This is a genomic window from Caballeronia sp. LZ028 (assembly GCF_031451415.1).
In the GTDB taxonomy this organism is placed as follows: domain Bacteria; phylum Pseudomonadota; class Gammaproteobacteria; order Burkholderiales; family Burkholderiaceae; genus Caballeronia; species Caballeronia zhejiangensis.
Genome location: NZ_JARUXN010000002.1, coordinates 362,112 through 377,439 on the forward strand (window position 1 = coordinate 362,112; position 15,328 = coordinate 377,439).

The following is a 15,328-nucleotide window of genomic DNA, read 5'->3' on the forward strand; positions in this document are numbered from 1 at the left end:
TGAACGCAAATATGGCCCGATCAGCGCAAGCCGATCGGGCCATTTGTCCTTTCGCGTGAAGTACGAGCGCGATCAGAACTGGTTCATCGTGTTGTCTTTCCCCGCCGCCTTCAAAGCCGCTTCGCCGCTGAAATACTCCTTGTGATCGTCGCCGATGTCCGAGCCGGACATGTTCTGGTGCTTCACGCACGCGATGCCCTGACGGATTTCCTTGCGCTGCACGCCCGCCACATAACCCAGCATGCCCTGGTCGCCGAAGTATTCCTTGGCGAGATTGTCGGTCGACAGCGCGGCCGTGTGATACGTCGGCAGCGTGATCAGATGATGGAAGATGCCCGCTTCGCGCGACGCGTCGGCCTGGAAGGTGCGGATCTTTTCATCGGCGAGCTGCGCGAGTTCGGTCTGATCGTATTCCACGCTCATCAACTGGGCGCGGTCGTAGGCCGAAACATCCTTGCCCGCGGCCTTCATCGCGTCGTACGCCTGCTGGCGGAAGTTCAGCGTCCAGTTGAACGACGGGCTGTTGTTGTACACCAGCTTGGCGTTCGGAATGACCTTGCGGATCTCGCTGACCATGCCGCCGATCTGCGCGATATGCGGTTTCTCGGTTTCGATCCACAGCAGGTCGGCGCCGTTCTGCAGCGCGGTGACGCAATCCAGCACGCAGCGCGCCTCGCCCGAGCCGGCGCGGAACTGGAACAGGTTGCTCGGCAGGCGCTTGGGACGCAGCAGCTTGCCGTCACGCTTGATGATGACGTCGCCATTGCCCAGTTCGTCCGCCGTCAGTTCTTCGCAATCGAGGAACGAATTGTATTGATCGCCCAGGTCGCCCGGTGTGCGCGTCACGGCAATCTGCTTGGTGAGGCCCGCGCCGAGCGAATCGGTACGCGCCACGATGATGCCGTCGTCGACACCGAGTTCCAGGAACGCGTAACGGATCGCGCGAATCTTGGCGAGGAAATCCTCGTGCGGCACGGTGACTTTCCCGTCCTGGTGACCGCACTGCTTCTCGTCGGACACCTGATTTTCGATCTGGATGCAGCACGCGCCCGCTTCGATGAACTGCTTGGCAAGCAGGTACGTCGCTTCCGCGTTGCCGAAACCCGCGTCGATGTCGGCGATGATCGGCACGACGTGCGTCACGTGGTTGTCGATCTTTTCCTGAATGGCGGCCTTGGCAGCGCCTTCGGCCGCATCGAGCTGACGGAACAGGCCGCCCAACTCACGCGCGTCGGCCTGGCGCAGGAACGTGTACAACTCGCGGATCAGCGCGCTGACCGAGGTTTTTTCGTGCATCGACTGATCCGGCAGCGGACCGAACTCGGAGCGCAGCGCGGCGACCATCCAGCCGGACAGATAAAGGTAACGGCGCTCGGTGCTGTTGAAGTGCTTCTTGATGGAGATCATCTTCTGCTGGCCGATGAATCCGTGCCAGCAACCGAGCGACTGCGTGTACTTCGACGGGTCGGCGTCGTAGGCGGCCATGTCGGCACGCATGATTTTCGCCGTGTACTTCGCGATGTCGAGGCCCGTCTTGAACTTGTTCTGCGCACGCATGCGCGCGGCATATTCGGGATTGATGGCACTCCACGCGCTGCCGTGATTCTCTTTCAAACCGGCAACTGCCTTGATGTCGTCTTGATACTGGGCCATGTGACTCTCCTAAGAACAAAGCGCGTTAGATGAATAGTCGAAGCGAAACCGCATGACTACATGGTAACGCCGTTTCTTCGCTGGCAAGCCAAGTCTTATATAAGACACAAGACAGTATTTATCCTTTCATATCAACGAGATAGCCGACCGTTTTTGCGATGCAAAACACGCTTTCAAGCCGCGAAAAGTCGAAGCGCCGCACGCGCGACGCGTGTCCCGCGATGTGAAACGCGCTTTCGAAAAATGGATGCGTGCGGCGAGCCGCCGGGATTACTCGACCGCGGCCAGCGCCAGATCGATTCCCGATTGACGGATGCCCGTTGCGGCAGCCGGGGCGAGGCCATCGTCGGTGATGACCTGATCGAAGCTTTCGAGACTCGCTACCTTGTATAGCCCGACCGTGCCGTATTTCGAACTCGCGACCGTGAGCACGTTGCGCGAGGCGGCTTCCATCGCAGCGAGCTTGACTTCGACTTTCGGCGCGGAAGGCGTGGTCACGCCACGGCGCAAGTCCCACGAACTCGCAGAGATGAACGCGACGTCGAGCACGACCTGACGCAGCGTCGCCGCCGCGAGCGTGCCGACGCTCGACAGGTTCCGGTGATCGAGCTGTCCGCCGATGTGTATGACGTTCACATGCGTCGCGCTGGCGAGTTCGCGCACGATCTGGAAGTCGTTGGTCACGACCGTCATGTCCGACAGCTCGACGATATGCGGCACGAACGACAGCATGGTCGTGCCGGCATCGAGATAGATCGACATGCCGGAGCGCAGACCTTCTGCGGCGCGGCGCGCGATGGCCTGCTTCTGCGGCTGTTCGACGACCGCCTTCGACTGATGGCTCGGCTCGCTGTTCAGATGACTCGCGATCCGCACGCCGCCCGGCACCGTATAGACGAATCCGGCTTCCTCGAGTGCGGCGATATCGCGCCGCACCGTCATGTGCGAACAGTTGAACGATTCCATCAGCTGATGCACCGACAGCACCTTGTCCCGGCGCAACTGGCGCAGCATGGCCTCGCGCCGCTGATCGGGAATCAGCGGGACATCGGATGCATCGGGTTTGGCCTGGCTCGACATGAGAAAACCTTCATTAAGCGCCCCGGCGCGCGGGCTCGCCGGGGGTCGCTTATCTTAGCCGATGAACATGTTGATGAGCAGCACCCCCGCGAGCCCGACCAGCGACTGCACGCACAGCATCAGCGTCCACGTCCGCAGGGTCTGCGAGACCGTCAGCTGGAAATACTCCTTGAAAAGCCAGAAGCCGGAGTCGTTCACATGCGACAGCATCACCGCGCCGGATGCGGTCGCGAGCACCATCAGTTCCGGCGAGACGCCCGGATGCGACACCAGCAGCGGCGCGACGATGCCCGAAGCCGCCACCGTCGCGACCGTCGCCGAGCCGACGCACACGCGCAGCAGCGCGGCGATCACCCATGCCAGCACGAGCGGGCTCACGGCCCAGCTCGCCGTGTGCGTGACGATGATGGTGTCCAGATGGATCGATGTCAGCATCTGCTTGAAGCCGCCGCCCGCGCCGAGAATCAGCAGGATCGCCGAGAGCGGCGCGATGCCCTTGCCGATCATCTTCTGCATGTCCGCGAGCGGGAATCGCGCCTTGATGCCGAGCGCGAAGAACGCGAAGATCACCGCGGCAAGCAGCGACAGGATCGGATCGTTGAGCGACTGGAAGAACACGTATTGCCCGGTGCCCTTCGTGCTGTAGTCCATCCCGACGGTGCCCGCGAGCATCAGTCCGGGCGGAATCAGCAGGCACAGCACGGACAGCGCGAGCGACACGTCGGTGGCGTTCTCCGCATCGGTGCGCGTGCCGCCGGGGCCCTTCGAAAGATCGGGCGCCGGGCCGAAGCTGCGTCGCGCGAACGCGGTGAAGAGCGGACCGGTAATCACCGCCGCCGGAATCGCGATGATGAGACCGTAAAGCAGCGTGAGGCCGGTGTTGGCGTGATACGCGGTCACGGCGAGCGTCGGCGCCGGATGCGGCGGCAGCAGACCGTGCGACACGTAAAGGCCGGCTGCGAGCGGCAAGCCGATATACAGCAGATGGCTGCCGGTGCGCCGCGCGATCGTATAGACGAGCGGCGCGAGCATGATGAAGCTCACGTCGAACAGATGCGGCATGCCGATCAAGAGCGCCGCCGCGCAGACCGTCCACGGCGCGAGCCACAACGGCCGCTTGCCGACGAACGCATTCGCGATGCGGTCCGCGCCGCCCGTGCCGATCATGATGCCGCCCAGCACCGCGCCCAGACCCACGACCGGCCCGGTGCGCGCCAGCGCGCCGCCGAAGCCCTTCGTGAAGCTGTCGATCGCGTGCTCCGGCGTCACGCCCGCCGCGAGCCCGAGTCCGAGCGCGACCAGCGTCAGCGCGATGAACGGACTCAGCCTGTATCGTGCGATCAAAACGATCAGCACGACAATCGCGATCACGGCCATCGTGATCGTCCCGAATTCTCCCCGCATGGTGTCCCCTTCCTGATTCAGTGTTCGAATGATTTCGTCGTTATCGGAACGTGCGGCGCTCAGGCGCAGCCCGTCGTCCATGCGCTCAACAGCGCTTCGTCGGGGTTGTACAGATCGGCGATCGTGATGAGTTCGCCCGCCTTCACATCGCGTGCGAGCGTCGTGTGAGCCGCGAGATACAGCGGCGCGACATCGGCGGGGGCGTTCCTGCGATCGAGCAGCACGGCCTGCACGCCGGTCACGTCGTGATGATGGCCGCCCATGTGCAGCACCGTGCCCGCGGCGATATCCACGTTCGCGCGGCCCGCCAGCACGACGCATTGCGCCGGCTTCGCCGCGCCCGACGGACGCCCGTGCAGCACCGAGTCCAGCAGCGTGATCGGCGTCTCGACGCCCATGAAGTGATACGGCAGATACAGGCACGCGTAGCGGCCGTTGCGGCTCACGACGTGGCCCTTTTGCGCGAGCAGTTCCCACGTCGGCGCATCGAAGGTACGCACGACGACGAACACGCCGCCCGCGAAGCTCGCCTCGTCGGGACGGCGCAGCATGTTGAACACGTCGATGACGCCCGAGCGCGACAGCACGCCGCCGTCTTCGCGCAGCGCGTAGATGTCGGCAAGTTCGGTCGTGCGCGCGACCGGGTAATGCAGCAGTTCGACGTCGGACACGAGGTTCGTGTTCGTCGCGACGACGCTCATCTCGCAGTAATCCGCCGTCGCCGATGTCTTGCGGCCGCGCAGCGCTTCGCGGCGCGCGGCGAGCGTCGCGGGAATGTCGTCGCCGAGCGACATGAGGCCGGCGAGTTCCGGCGCTTCGAACGTCTGATCGAGCTGTGTGACCTTGCCGGTCGCATCGTCGAACACGAGGTCGTATTCGCTCGACTTGCCCGCCGCGACGACATCGAGCCCCAGCACGCGCGCCCACGTCACCCAGCCGATCAGGTTCGACGGCTGATCGCCGTCCGCCGTCGTGTAGACGACGCCCTGGCGCTGGGCGAGCCGCGCGAGCGACACGCCCGCGACCGAATCGACTTCCTTGCTGACCATCGCGACGTGGCGCTTTGCGATGAGCGCCGCGACCGCCACGCGATAGCCCACCGAGGGATTGCCGGTCGCTTCGACGAGGATGTCGTACTGCGCCGAGGCGATCAGCGCGACGTCGGCGACGAGCGCGATCTTGCCGGCGTCGAGCGCGGCGACGCTCGCGGCATCGGCGCATTCGACGAGCGCGGCTTCATCGAAACCCAGCTCGATGCACATCGCGCGCAACCCGGCGACGTCGAGATCGCACAGGACCGCCGGAAAGAGGCGCGCCATCAGCCGCGTCTGCGCGAGCAGCGTGCGGGCGAAACCGCCCTTCGCGCCGGTCAGCGCGTAACGCACCGGCTGGCCCGCGTGCGCCGACGAAGCCGGGGAAAACAGAAGTTCGAAGTTCATCTTGGGATCCGCGCAAAAAAGCGTTGCCGACGCACGTTAGCCGGCGAACGGGGTGACAGGTCGCGGACACAGCCCGCGCCCAATGGAGCAGACGTTAACGCTCTTTATCATTACAGTCAATTTTTTTAACATCGATTAACACGGAATGTTCACTGCGCCGTACAATCGGCCGCCGGAGGGAACACCATGCAAACAAGCCATCGCCGTCCCGTTCTGGGATGCATCGCCGACGATTTCACCGGCGCCACCGACCTCGCCAGCACGCTGGTGCGCGGCGGCATGCGTACGATCCAGACCATCGGCGTGCCAGCATCCGCCGTGCTCGACGATGTCGACGCGCTCGTCGTCGCGCTCAAATCGCGCACCATCGCTGCGGACGACGCCATCGCGCAGTCGCTCGCCGCGCTCGACTGGCTGCGCGGCCAGGGCTGCCGTCGGTTTTTCTTCAAGTACTGCTCGACCTTCGATTCGACCGATGCGGGCAACATCGGACCGGTTGCCGAGGCGCTGCTCGATGCGCTCGCCGACGGCGGCAAAGGCGACTTCGCGATCGCCTGCCCGGCGTTTCCGGAGAACGGGCGCACCGTGTATCGCGGACATCTGTTCGTCGGCGACGCGCTGCTCAACGAATCCGGCATGGAGAACCATCCGCTCACGCCGATGCGCGATCCCAACCTCGTGCGCGTGCTGCAGCGTCAGTCGAAGTCGACAGTCGGCCTGATCGCGAGCGCGACGGTCGCGGCGGGCGCCGATGCCGTGCGCGACGCGATCGCGAAGCTGCGCGCCGACGGCGTGCGCCTCGCCATCGCCGATGCGCTCACCGATGCCGACCTGCGCACGCTCGGCGAAGCGTGCGCGGAGTTGCCGCTCGTCACGGGCGGCTCGGGCGTCGCCATCGGATTGCCGGAAAATTTCCGCCGCGCGGGACTGATCGAGCCGAACGACAAGGCCGCCGATCTTCCGGCCGTCAGCGGCCCGGCGCTCGTTCTGGCAGGCAGCGCGTCGAAGGCAACCAACGCGCAGGTCGCGGAATGGCTCGAGACGCGCCCCGCGTACCGCATCGATCCGCGTGCGCTCGCGCGTGGCGAAGCCGTCGTCGAGGCAGCGCTCGCTTTCATCGATACGCACGCGATGCAGCCGGTGCTGGTCTATGCGACCGCCGCGCCCGACGAAGTGAGCGAAGTGCAACGCGAGCTGGGCGTCGCGGCGGCGGGCAAGCTCGTCGAGGATGCGCTCGCCGCCATCGCCCGCGAGGCGAAGGCGCGCGGCGTGCGCAAGTTCGTGGTGGCGGGCGGCGAGACCTCGGGCGCGGTGGTGCAGGCGCTCGGCGTCGACATGCTGCAGATCGGACCGCCGATCGATCCGGGCGTGCCCGTCACGGTCGCGCTCGGCGAGACGCCGCTCGTGCTCGCGCTCAAGTCGGGCAACTTCGGCGCACGCGATTTCTTCGCGAAGGCCCTGCGCTATGCCGAAGGAGAACGTTCGTGATGACCGACGCGAAATTGCGCGAGGAAATCTGCGCGGTCGGCGCGAGCCTCTATGCGCGCGGCTATACCGTGGGCAGCGCGGGCAATATCAGCGCGCGCTGCGACGATGGCTGGCTCATCACGCCGACCGACGCCTGTCTCGGGCGGCTCGATCCGGCGGACATCGCGAAGGTCGATGCGCAAGGCCGGCATGTGTCGGGCGCGCGGCCATCGAAGACGCTGGAACTGCATCGCCGAATCTACGAAAACAACGCCGATACGCGCGGCATCGTGCATACGCATTCCACTTCGCTCGTCGCGCTGACGCTCGCGGGCGTATGGAGCGATGAAGACGTGCTGCCGCCCATCACGCCGTACTACGTGATGAAGGTCGGGCATGTGCCGCTCGTGCGATACCGGCGTCCGGGCGACCCGCAGGTGGCCGCGGAAATCGCGCGGCGTGCGTCGTCCGTGCGGGCCGTATTGCTCGAACGGCTCGGGCCGGTAGTGTGGGAACGCAGCGTCTCGCACGCTTCGTATGCGCTCGAGGAACTCGAAGAAACCGCGCGTCTGTGGCTCATGACGACGCCGCGTCCCGCTCCGCTGGATCAGTCCGCCATCGCTGACTTGTGCGCGGCTTTTGGCGTGCGCTGGTAGCGGCGCAGCAAGCGAATCGGTGAGATGTGCGTTCGATCGTCGACAGAACGCCGTCGCGATCAGAACTTGTGCACCAGGCCGATCCCGATGCCGCGCGAGTCGCTGCCGGGCGCGACCGAAAGGGCCGAACGCTCATCCCTTGCCGAGCGGCGGCCGGCTCGGAAATCCCGCGAGATTGCTCAACTGGGCCAGCTCATTGGAAGCTTCGAGCAGCAGGACCGAATACTCGTGAATCTTCTCGGCGGTCAGCCGCACGCGCGGACCGGCGAGGCTGATCACGCCGACGCAGCGCGAGCCGCTGACCACAGGCACGGCCACCGCCGACATGCGCGGCGCAAACACCTCGTCGATCATCGCGTAGCCACGCACGCGCGCCGCGTGCAGGAAACCGAGTAGCGCCTTGAGCGTCGTCGGCGCATTGGGTCCGAACTCGTTCGGCTGCCCGAAGCCCTGCTTCAGCACGAGCGCGGCCGCGCGTTCATCGGACATCGTCATGAGCCATGCGTGTCCGGTCGATGTGCACGAAAGCTGCGCTGCCTGGCCCATGTCGGGATCGTAGCGAAAGCCGGTGCGTTGCCCGTCCGCCTTCCCTACCCAGATGATCGCTTCACCGTCCACCAGCGACAGACGCGCCAGTTCGCCGGTCCGCGCGGCGACGCGTTCGATGATCGGCTGGGCGATATCCGCGATGCCCGTGAGACTCAGGAATTCCAGCCCGTTCGATGTCATCCGCATGGTCAGGATGTAGCGGCCCTGATCGGCCATCTGCCTGACATAGCCGCCTTCGACGAGCTCGACGAGCACGCGGTGGCATGTGCTGCGCGGCAAGCCGAGCGCATCGGCGATGGCCAAAAGGCCCGCGCCTTCGCCTTGCGACGCGAGAAAGTCGAGGACACGCAGACCGTTTTTCAGCGACATCGTTTGGCTACTTTCGTGATATGAAACGCAGTTCCGGTGCGGAACGCCTCGCTTTGGCAGCGCAAACAATAGCATCTGTTCGTCACCAGAAACGAACGTTTGAAGATACCGAAAACTCAGGAGACGTCATGTCAGTCATCGCTGACCCAAACATTGCCGCGAGCGAACGATCCGCACAGGCTCACTTGATGGCGCGTCGCGCCGTGGCGGGCGCCACCGTCGGTACGGCGCTGGAATGGTTCGACTTCGCGTTGTACGGCGTGGTCGCGGCCACGATCTTTCCCAAGCTGTTCTTCCCGTCCCTCGACCCGACCGCCTCACTGCTCGCATCGCTCGCGAGCTTCTGGGCCGGGCTTGCCGCGCGGCCCCTCGGCGCGGTGATCTGCGGCATGCTCGGCGATCGCTGGGGACGCCGCAACCTCATGCTGATAACGGTCTCGGTGATGGGCGCGTCGTCGTTCCTGATGGGACTGCTGCCCACTTATCAGCAAGTCGGCATCCTCGCGCCCACGTTGCTGGTCTCGTTGCGCATCGTTCAGGGTTTCGCGCTCGGCGGGGAATCGACGGGCGCGCAATTGATGGCCGTCGAACACGCATCCGCTTCGAAGCGCGGGCTGTATTCGGGCCTGCTCGGCATTTGCTCGCCGCTCAGCCAGATACTCGCCAATCTCGCGCTCTTCACGTTGTCCGCCTTGCTGTCGGCCGATGACTTCGAATCGTTCGGATGGAGAATCCCGTTCCTCGCGAGTTTCGTGCTCGTGCTGCTCGGCATCTATATCCGCATGAAGGTCAGCGAGACGCCGGCATTCGAGGCGCTCAGGAAGAAAGGCGAAGGCGCGCGCGCCGCGAATCCCCTCGGCGTCGTATTCAAGTTCCACTGGCGCACCGCGCTGCGCCTCACGCTGTTCTTCTGCGGCCCGGCTGCGCTGTTCTATCTGATCGTGGTGTTCTCGCTCAGCTATCTGACGAAGAACCTCGGCGTGCCCAAACAGACCGGCTTCATGCTGCTGATGGTCGCCAATGTCTGCGCCATCGTGGGCGCTCTGGCGGGCGGCTATCTGAGCGACCGGATCGGGCGCAAGCGCGCGCTGATGATCGGCTCCTTCTGCACGCTGATCTGCTGCCTGATCTACTTTCCGATCCTCAATCAGCACTCCATCGCCATGACGATGGCCGTGATGGGCGCCTTCCTCGGCTTCACACAGTTCCAGAGCGGCATTCAGCCGGTGTGGTTCGCAGAATCGTTTCCGACCGAAGCGCGCTACACGGGCTCCGCGCTGTCCTACTCCGGCGCCAATCTGCTCACCGGCGGACCGATGCCGATCGTCGCGGTCGCGCTGCTCAATGCCTTTCACGGTTCACCGTGGGCCATCGTCGCTGTCTGCGGCTCGCTGAACCTGCTTTCCTTCCTCATGATCGCGACGTCGCGGGAAACCAAAGACACGTCCCTCGAACGCAGCGCTACCCACTGACACCATGGCTCGCAAACTCTACATTCTCAACGGCTCCAATCTGAATATGCTCGGCGCACGGGAGCCGCACATCTACGGGCATACGACGCTAAAGGACATCGAACAGAACTGTCTCGCGCTCGGCGAGACGCTCAAGTTCGACTGCGTATTCCGTCAGACCAACAGCGAAAGTCAACTGATCGACTGGATTCAGGAGGCGTTCTTGCAGGACGCCGCGCTGATCATCAACCCGGCAGGTTTTTCGTTCGGGCGGATTCCGGTGCTCGACGCGGTCAAGCTGATTCGCCGGCCGGTGGTGGAAGTGCACATCACGAACATTCATCGGCGCTCAGAGGAGTATCGCCATTCGACGATCTCGGTGGCCGCCACCGCGGTCATCTGCGGAGCCGGCGCGAACGGCTACTTGCTCGCGATCCGCGCGGTCGACGACCTCTGGGGCGATCAAAGCTGAGTCTCGCAATACGCGGCCGCTGCGTCCGTCAACGCAAGGCCGCGCAATTCTTCCGGCGACGCCCAATGCACGGCGATGATCTCGCGATTATCGAGCCGCAATTCGGGCATCGCATCGAGATGCAGCTCGAAGAAATGCACGGTGTCGCGCCGCCCGTCCCATATGCCGCACGCGCTGCCCGCAGGGCGTAGCGGATGCGACGTGAGGCCGATCTCTTCTTCGAGTTCGCGCAGCGCCGCGGCATGAGGCGTCTCGCCCGGGTCGATACTTCCGCCGGGCAAGTTCCATTCGAGCCGATACGACGGCTTCACCAGGAGGAGCATCGATCCGACGTAGATCGCCACGAGCGCGCCTTCGTGCTCAGGCTGTCGAAGGCTCCACCACGCGCGCGCGAGCCGGAACGCGACGCGAAGCATCACGCGCCAGACAGAGTCGATCAGCGTGGCCGGCCGCGCCTGGTCGTGATTGCGCGTGGGGGCTCGCTCCTTTCGTTGCATCGTCAGAGAGTCTTCCGTTTCGTTGCGTTCATGCGGCACAGTTTATCGCGCGTGCTCATGCAGCCTGAACCGCGTCACCGCGCAATCTGAACACCGCCACCGCGTCACGCAGCGACGCGGACTGTTCCGCCAGCGCGTGCGCGGCCGCGGACGCCTGCTCGACCAGCGCGGCATTCTGCTGCGTGACTTCGTCCATTTGCGTCACGGCCAGATTGACTTGCTCGATGCCGCTGCGCTGCTCTTCCGACGCCGCCGAAATCTCGCCGACGACGCCCGTCACGCGTTGCACCGAACCGACGATATCGGCGATGATCGCGCCCGCATCGCGCACCAGCGCCGCGCCGGTTTCGACGCGGCCCGTCGACTGTTCGATCAGCACCTTGATCTCCTTCGCCGCCGACGCGCTGCGTTGCGCGAGCGAGCGGACTTCGGCCGCGACGACCGCAAAGCCGCGCCCTTCCTCGCCGGCGCGCGCTGCTTCCACGGCCGCGTTCAACGCGAGGATGTTGGTCTGGAACGCGATGGCATCGATGACGGCGATGATCTCGCTCACCTTGCCCGAGCTTTCGGAGATGCCTTGCATGGTCTCGATGACCTGCTCCATCGTGTCGCCACCGGACGCAGCGGTTTGCCATGCGGTTTGCGCGAGCGACGACGCAGCGGCCGCGTGCTCCGCGTTCTGCCGCACGGTCGCCGTGATTTCTTCCATGCTGGCCGCGGTTTCCTGCAGCGATGCGGCCTGTTCCTCGGTACGCGAGGACAGATCGAGATTGCCCGATGCGATCTGCGCGCTCGCGGTCGCGACGCCTTCCGCGTTATGACGCACCTGCCCGACCACCTTCGCGAGACTCGTCTGCATGTGCTTGAGCGCGACGAGCAGTTCCGCGATTTCGTCCTTGCCGCGCGCATCGAACTCGAGCGACAGATCGCCCGTTGCAACAGCCTGCGCGCAGCCCAGCGCACGATTGAGCGGACGCGACACGCTGCGGCTGAACACGTATCCGCCGATGAGCGCGAGCGCCAGCACGACGAGCATCAACGCGATGCTGGCGAACGATGCCTGCCGCGAATCGGCGTCGGCTTGCGCGGAGACGCGGGCGCTGTCGGCGGCGATTTTCCTCGCGGCCTGTTCGAGCAGCTCGGCCGGTTCACGGTCGACGCCTGCAACTGCGCTATCCCCGGCAGATGCCTCGAATCCCGCCGACTTGAACGCTTCGAAGCCGCGCCGGTATCCCGTGCCCATCGCGAGGTGCGCGGACGCGAATCGCTCGATCAGATCGCGGCCTTCTCCTGCGGGCAGCGTGCGCTTGAGTTCGTCCGCGAGCTTGTTGACGGTGCGCTCGCGGGTTTCGAAAGCGCTCCAGTACTTCTCCAGCTTCTGCGGATCCTTGCCGCGCAGGAGCGTGTCCTTCCACTCCTGCACCTGCAGCTTGAACGTGACGAGCATCTCCGAAACCATGCGCTCGCTGGCGACGTTGGCCGCGACTTCGGTGCGGTACGCGTCGATGGAGCCGTTGAGCGCGAAAATGCCATAGAGGGCGCCGGCGAACATCAAAACGAGCGCGGCGGCGAATGCGAGGGGAATCTTGAGACTGAGTTTCATCGGGAAAGTGTGGATAGACGCTGCGAGCGCTTTGGGACGCGGATCGCTGGTTTATCGGCAACCCCGGCCGGAACTGGAGGGCGGCGAGCCCGAAAAACGCCATGAGCCGCCCGTTTGGGATCAGTTACGGACGGCCATTCCATCGACGAACCCGGCTATTCTGAAATGGCGCTTTGGCCCCCGCCTCAGCGCGCTCGCAACGCATGGCCCGCCCTCTCTCACGGCGGGCTTTTTCTCGTATCGGTGACAGATTGAGCAAAGAATTGACGGTAATCGACCGCCATATTCAAGACTGCAAGGGGATGATCGCCCGGCAGCAGACGCGCCTCGCAAAGCAAAGGCAACTCGGACGCGAAGATCAGTCTTCCGCGTACCTTCTACGCTGCCTGCAACATAACCTGCATGCACTGATCGGCGCGCGCGTCGCGTTTTGCTCTTCCGACGTGCGCGATTTGTCCCTTCCGTCCCTCTGATCACGATGCAAAGCGCCGTGAGCGCTTCATACGAGTCTCGCTCTCCACACGCCTGAGCATTTTTACGTCGTCTTCATGTGCGCGGGTTTATGCTGAAGTGCTTGCTTCGCCACGCGTCCGTAAAGGAGTCGACATGGTCAGCGCGCTGTCAGCCTTCATCGCGCGATTGGGCTTCGCGAGAACCGCGCCGGGCCGCGTCGCGCCATTCGGCGAGAGCCGTCATGTGATGGTTCACGTAACCATCGACGCAAAACATGCCACGCCGCTGCGCCGCTCGCTCGTGCGCGACTGCGTGGGCAAACCGTGGACGATACGCGTCACGCCACTGCACGAACGCGATCGCGTCCGGCTCACGCTGATCCTGCCGCGAACGGCCCTCCACGGCGCGATCGATCGTCTGTCCGACGTCGCGCCATCGGCAGAAGTAAGCGGCTTGCTCGAAGTTCCGGACACGCCTTCCGATGCCTGGCGCAACCTCATGGAACGCAGCGTTTCGATCGGCGGTGATTCGGCGGCGCACATCGTCAAGCCGCGCGACGAACCGACTTCGCTATCCGGCCTGCTGACGCCGGAGCACATATTGCTCGGCGCGGATATCGCGAATCGGGACGCGCTTTTCAGCACGATCGGGCGCTTCGTCGACCATCGATATGGATTCGCGGCGGATCAAGTCACGTCATGCCTCGCGGCCCGCGAGGCGCTCGGTTCGACCGCGCTTGGCGAAGGCGTTGCCGTCCCGCACGGACAACTCGAAGAAGTGAATCAGGCGATGGCGCTATATATCCGCCCCGCAGCGCCGATTCCCTACGCCGCGCCCGATGGAAAGCCCGTAACGGATGTGATCGCCCTCTTCGTTCCCGAGCGCGTGAGCATGACGCATCTGCATTTGCTCGGTGAAGTCGCGGAGCACTTTTGCGATCATCGGTTCCGCGAGCAACTTCATTTCTGCCGCAATGCGACTGCGGTATGCAGGCTTTTCGCGGATTTCCCCTTCAGCGGACCCGCGCGAAGCGCGACGTAATTTATTTCGCCATCCTACTTTTCTTCCGCCTGCGGAACTTCGATCGGCTTCACTTCGACGGGTGCGGTGCCATCCTTTTTGATCCCGAGCTTGTCCGCCGTCTTCGGCGATACATCGACGATCCGGTTCTTCGCATAAGGACCGCGGTCCTTGATCTCGACGACATCGCTGTTGCCGTTCTCGAGATTCGTGACGCGCGCCTTGGTGCCGAGCGGAAGGGTCTTGCTCGCGGCCGCGTTGGACTGCGGATCCATGTGTGTGCCATCGGCCATTTTTTTCTTGTAGAACTTGCGGCCGTAGTACGAAGCCTCGCCCTTGCGCGGCTTGCCTGAGCGATCGATCCCGCTTGCATGCGCGGACTTCGCCTTGGCGTGATGACGATGATGATTCGGCGATGCCGTCTCGTGCGCCGCATAAGCGCTGCTCAAACACGTCGACATCAACACGCATACGAATGCCCCAAGCCGCTTCATGTTCTTATCCTCTCGAATCCGATGTCCCGACTTTGCATCGGCGTAGCAGACTTTGGACCGTTTCCCTCTGCGCAATACGCTTGTATAGTGCGAGAGCCCACGATACTGTCGATGAGAGGAACCGTATGAATCAGAAGAACAAGAGGCGTCTTTTGCTCACCGGCGGCATGGCGGCGGCGGCGCTGTGCATTGCCGGATGCACGACCACGGGTCCGTCGTCCGGCGAAACCGCAGCCGGCACGGCCGATCGCGATCGCGCCATCGACGCCGCCGTCGATGCGACGCTGCAACGGTTATATGTTTCCGTGAACGGCTCGCGCGAACTCGTGAGCAAAGCGCGCGGCGTGCTCGTTTTTCCTCGCGTGATCGCGGCGGGCTTCTGGTTCGGCGCGCAATATGGCGAAGGCGCATTGCGTATCGATGGCCGCACCGACGGCTACTACAGCACGGCGGGCGGCTCGTTCGGCTTGCAGATTGGCGCGCAATCGAAAGCGATCATCTATGTGTTCCTGACCGACGATGCGCTCGCGCAATTCCGTCGGCGCGACGGCTGGGCGGCCGGCACCGATGCGACCGTCGCGGTCGCCAGGCTCGGCGCGAACGGCCAGCTCGATACGACCACGGCCACCAATCCCGTCGAGGTCTTCGTGCTGACGAATGCCGGTCTCATGGCCGGCGTGTCGCTCGAAGGCACGAAGGTCAGCCGGCTGAGTCCGTAACC

At 64.3% G+C, this 15,328-nt stretch carries 14 protein-coding genes; 6 read left to right on the plus strand and 8 right to left on the minus strand.

What is annotated here, in order from left to right:
* Positions 1-72: 72 nt before the first annotated feature.
* From QCE58_RS15890 to QCE58_RS15905, 4 genes are all read right to left on the minus strand, one after another.
* Positions 73-1,653 carry an isocitrate lyase gene (locus tag QCE58_RS15890; protein ID WP_008346921.1) on the minus strand — a complete coding sequence of 527 codons (1,581 nt, stop codon included), beginning with the start codon at positions 1,651-1,653 and terminating at the stop codon, positions 73-75.
* Positions 1,654-1,923: 270 nt separating this feature from the next.
* Positions 1,924-2,733, minus strand: coding sequence for a DeoR/GlpR family DNA-binding transcription regulator (locus QCE58_RS15895; protein ID WP_008346923.1), 810 nt, complete (start codon positions 2,731-2,733; stop codon positions 1,924-1,926).
* A gap of 54 nt (positions 2,734-2,787) precedes the next feature.
* Entirely contained in the window at positions 2,788-4,137 is a 1,350-nt protein-coding gene (locus QCE58_RS15900; RefSeq protein ID WP_175981496.1) for a gluconate:H+ symporter, read from the minus strand.
* Positions 4,138-4,196: 59 nt separating this feature from the next.
* Positions 4,197-5,576: a homoserine dehydrogenase gene (locus tag QCE58_RS15905; protein WP_250522328.1), complete on the minus strand. Its 1,380-nt coding sequence runs from the start codon at positions 5,574-5,576 to the stop codon at positions 4,197-4,199.
* A 186-nt stretch (positions 5,577-5,762) separates the two neighbouring features.
* On the opposite strand from QCE58_RS15905, the gene otnK reads away from it, so the two are divergent.
* Together otnK and QCE58_RS15915 are read left to right on the plus strand one after the other, a co-directional pair.
* Positions 5,763-7,064, plus strand: coding sequence for a 3-oxo-tetronate kinase (otnK, locus tag QCE58_RS15910; protein WP_175981494.1), 1,302 nt, complete (start codon positions 5,763-5,765; stop codon positions 7,062-7,064).
* Complete coding sequence (locus tag QCE58_RS15915; RefSeq protein ID WP_008346930.1) at positions 7,064-7,699, plus strand: aldolase; 636 nt, start codon at positions 7,064-7,066, stop codon at positions 7,697-7,699. Before otnK ends, QCE58_RS15915 begins: the two co-directional genes overlap by 1 nt.
* A 132-nt stretch (positions 7,700-7,831) precedes the next feature.
* On the opposite strand, the gene QCE58_RS15920 is transcribed toward QCE58_RS15915, so the two are convergent.
* Positions 7,832-8,617 carry an IclR family transcriptional regulator gene (locus QCE58_RS15920; RefSeq protein WP_250437389.1) on the minus strand — a complete coding sequence of 262 codons (786 nt, stop codon included), beginning with the start codon at positions 8,615-8,617 and terminating at the stop codon, positions 7,832-7,834.
* 188 nt (positions 8,618-8,805) lie between these two features.
* On the opposite strand from QCE58_RS15920, the gene QCE58_RS15925 reads away from it, so the two are divergent.
* Entirely contained in the window at positions 8,806-10,089 is a 1,284-nt protein-coding gene (locus QCE58_RS15925) for an MFS transporter (RefSeq protein ID WP_008346933.1), read from the plus strand.
* Positions 10,090-10,093: 4 nt separating this feature from the next.
* Positions 10,094-10,540, plus strand: a complete 447-nt coding sequence (locus tag QCE58_RS15930; protein WP_008346936.1) for a type II 3-dehydroquinate dehydratase — start codon at positions 10,094-10,096, stop codon at positions 10,538-10,540.
* On the opposite strand, the gene QCE58_RS15935 is transcribed toward QCE58_RS15930, so the two are convergent.
* The gene (locus QCE58_RS15935; RefSeq protein WP_175981487.1) at positions 10,531-11,037 is read right to left on the minus strand and encodes an NUDIX domain-containing protein; all 507 of its coding nucleotides are present in this window, start codon (positions 11,035-11,037) and stop codon (positions 10,531-10,533) included. The two genes, QCE58_RS15930 and QCE58_RS15935, sit on opposite strands and share 10 nt — an antisense overlap.
* A gap of 55 nt (positions 11,038-11,092) precedes the next feature.
* Positions 11,093-12,640: a methyl-accepting chemotaxis protein gene (locus QCE58_RS15940; protein WP_250522329.1), complete on the minus strand. Its 1,548-nt coding sequence runs from the start codon at positions 12,638-12,640 to the stop codon at positions 11,093-11,095.
* 606 nt (positions 12,641-13,246) lie between these two features.
* On the opposite strand from QCE58_RS15940, the gene QCE58_RS15945 reads away from it, so the two are divergent.
* Entirely contained in the window at positions 13,247-14,134 is an 888-nt protein-coding gene (locus QCE58_RS15945) for a PTS sugar transporter subunit IIA (protein WP_250522330.1), read from the plus strand.
* Between the two features lie 14 nt (positions 14,135-14,148).
* On the opposite strand, the gene QCE58_RS15950 is transcribed toward QCE58_RS15945, so the two are convergent.
* Entirely contained in the window at positions 14,149-14,607 is a 459-nt protein-coding gene (locus QCE58_RS15950; protein WP_250522331.1) for a septal ring lytic transglycosylase RlpA family protein, read from the minus strand.
* Between the two features lie 125 nt (positions 14,608-14,732).
* Here QCE58_RS15950 and QCE58_RS15955 point away from each other — a divergent pair, with 125 nt between their 5' ends.
* Positions 14,733-15,326, plus strand: a complete 594-nt coding sequence (locus QCE58_RS15955; protein ID WP_008346946.1) for a YSC84-related protein — start codon at positions 14,733-14,735, stop codon at positions 15,324-15,326.
* Positions 15,327-15,328 lie beyond the last annotated feature (2 nt).

What these genes read in the sequence shown, in the direction of transcription:
- QCE58_RS15955 (WP_008346946.1), top strand. Translation starts at nt 14,733, where the DNA reads ATGAATCAGAAGAACAAGAGGCGTCTTTTGCTCACCGGCGGCATGGCG.
- QCE58_RS15920 (WP_250437389.1), bottom strand. Translation starts at nt 8,617, where the DNA reads ATGTCGCTGAAAAACGGTCTGCGTGTCCTCGACTTTCTCGCGTCGCAA.
- QCE58_RS15900 (WP_175981496.1), bottom strand. Translation starts at nt 4,137, where the DNA reads ATGCGGGGAGAATTCGGGACGATCACGATGGCCGTGATCGCGATTGTC.
- QCE58_RS15945 (WP_250522330.1), top strand. Translation starts at nt 13,247, where the DNA reads ATGGTCAGCGCGCTGTCAGCCTTCATCGCGCGATTGGGCTTCGCGAGA.
- otnK (WP_175981494.1), top strand. Translation starts at nt 5,763, where the DNA reads ATGCAAACAAGCCATCGCCGTCCCGTTCTGGGATGCATCGCCGACGAT.
- QCE58_RS15890 (WP_008346921.1), bottom strand. Translation starts at nt 1,653, where the DNA reads ATGGCCCAGTATCAAGACGACATCAAGGCAGTTGCCGGTTTGAAAGAG.
- QCE58_RS15925 (WP_008346933.1), top strand. Translation starts at nt 8,806, where the DNA reads ATGGCGCGTCGCGCCGTGGCGGGCGCCACCGTCGGTACGGCGCTGGAA.
- QCE58_RS15915 (WP_008346930.1), top strand. Translation starts at nt 7,064, where the DNA reads ATGACCGACGCGAAATTGCGCGAGGAAATCTGCGCGGTCGGCGCGAGC.
- QCE58_RS15935 (WP_175981487.1), bottom strand. Translation starts at nt 11,037, where the DNA reads ATGCAACGAAAGGAGCGAGCCCCCACGCGCAATCACGACCAGGCGCGG.
- QCE58_RS15905 (WP_250522328.1), bottom strand. Translation starts at nt 5,576, where the DNA reads ATGAACTTCGAACTTCTGTTTTCCCCGGCTTCGTCGGCGCACGCGGGC.
- QCE58_RS15895 (WP_008346923.1), bottom strand. Translation starts at nt 2,733, where the DNA reads ATGTCGAGCCAGGCCAAACCCGATGCATCCGATGTCCCGCTGATTCCC.
- QCE58_RS15950 (WP_250522331.1), bottom strand. Translation starts at nt 14,607, where the DNA reads ATGAAGCGGCTTGGGGCATTCGTATGCGTGTTGATGTCGACGTGTTTG.
- QCE58_RS15930 (WP_008346936.1), top strand. Translation starts at nt 10,094, where the DNA reads ATGGCTCGCAAACTCTACATTCTCAACGGCTCCAATCTGAATATGCTC.
- QCE58_RS15940 (WP_250522329.1), bottom strand. Translation starts at nt 12,640, where the DNA reads ATGAAACTCAGTCTCAAGATTCCCCTCGCATTCGCCGCCGCGCTCGTT.